Origin of the sequence: Prevotella corporis DSM 18810 = JCM 8529 (genome assembly GCF_000430525.1) — a bacterium.
GTDB lineage: Bacteria > Bacteroidota > Bacteroidia > Bacteroidales > Bacteroidaceae > Prevotella > Prevotella corporis.
The window spans coordinates 1-1,245 of sequence record NZ_AUME01000090.1 but is presented as its reverse complement, the minus strand read 5'-3'; the positions used below and the strand labels follow the sequence as shown (position 1 = coordinate 1,245).

2 protein-coding genes are annotated in these 1,245 nt (G+C 36.1%); both read left to right on the top strand.

Annotation, left to right across the window (positions count from 1 at the left end; translation table 11 throughout):
- Positions 1-180 precede the first annotated feature (180 nt).
- The gene (locus tag H515_RS13460; RefSeq protein WP_051274762.1) at positions 181-768 is read left to right on the top strand and encodes a helix-turn-helix transcriptional regulator; all 588 of its coding nucleotides are present in this window, start codon (positions 181-183) and stop codon (positions 766-768) included.
- Positions 769-839: 71 nt separating this feature from the next.
- On the top strand, positions 840-1,178 hold the full coding sequence (locus H515_RS0110420) for a hypothetical protein (RefSeq protein ID WP_028901925.1): 339 nt from the start codon (positions 840-842) through the stop codon (positions 1,176-1,178).
- Positions 1,179-1,245: the final 67 nt, after the last annotated feature.

Below are 1,245 nucleotides of genomic sequence, written 5' to 3'. Positions count from 1 at the left end.
CCGAGCCAATCTAAGAGGAGTGGCAGACAAGAAGTTCTTTTTATTCAGAATTGCAAAACTATATGCCTATCCCCATTGATTTTCTACTGAGCCAATGCTACGGCTCTTAAAAATGATAGATTACGAAAATGGCTACTGAATTCATTTAACATAACAAATTTAGTGAATGAAGGACAACAGATGTCAGAACGTATCTTATTAGAGGATATTCCCTGTGGCGCTGAATATATTTCTACCATTATTGGGGCTATGCAACAAAACAAGGTGCTGAGGATAGAATATCAAGCATTCTATGAAGGCGATATTACAGAATATCTACTTCAACCTTATTGTATGAAGATGAGCCATCAGCGATGGTACATTTTAGGAAAAGCGAATGATGGGTTAAGACATTTCGCTCTGGACAGAATCATGGACTTAGAAATGACTGACGACGAATTTATATTTCCTAAAAACTTTTCGCCTAAAGCTTATTATAGTGGCAGTATAGGTATATGGGTAAACGAAAGCGTAAAGCCAGAAAGGGTTGTGCTGAGAGCCTATGGTCAAATGGCTAAATATTTTTGTACGCTACCTCTACATCCCTCGCAAAAGGAGATAATAGAAACAGATAAGTATGCTGACTTTGAATACCAGCTTAGCATTACACGCGAATTGGTACTCACAATTCTGTCTAAAGGTAGATACATTAAAGTTTTAGAACCCAACCGCCTATGCCTTATGGTGGAGGAAGAAACAAAAGAAATCATGAATCTATATAGCAAGTGATAGATGTTAATAAACAGCTTTTTTATAGGTAAAAAAGACTTGTCTAAAATAATTTACTAAGAAAATACAATATGGACTTAAATCAAACAATAGAAAAAGTAACTAAGGAAACATTTGAAGAATTAGCCAGAATCTATAAAAAGAATTTATGGGGGAGTAAAACAAAAAGTCGACTTGTCTTCACTAATTACTCTAGTGGTAAGTATGAAAAACGATTGAGTGAACAAGAGTTACGCTTCGTTTTTATCGAAAAACTAATACCCGAACTTGAGCAACAGGATTTATTTTATAGCATAGAAACGCCAACTCAAGGTAAATACAAATTTTCAGAAAAAGGAAATAAAAAGCTACAGCCAATCTGTGATATAAAAGGACAATCGGCATGCAAGTTCCAAAACGAAGTGCAATAAAAGAGTAGCCCTCGCCGAGAGATGCAGACGTTCTCGAAGCGTAGCGAGAGGTTGTCTGCATCTCTCG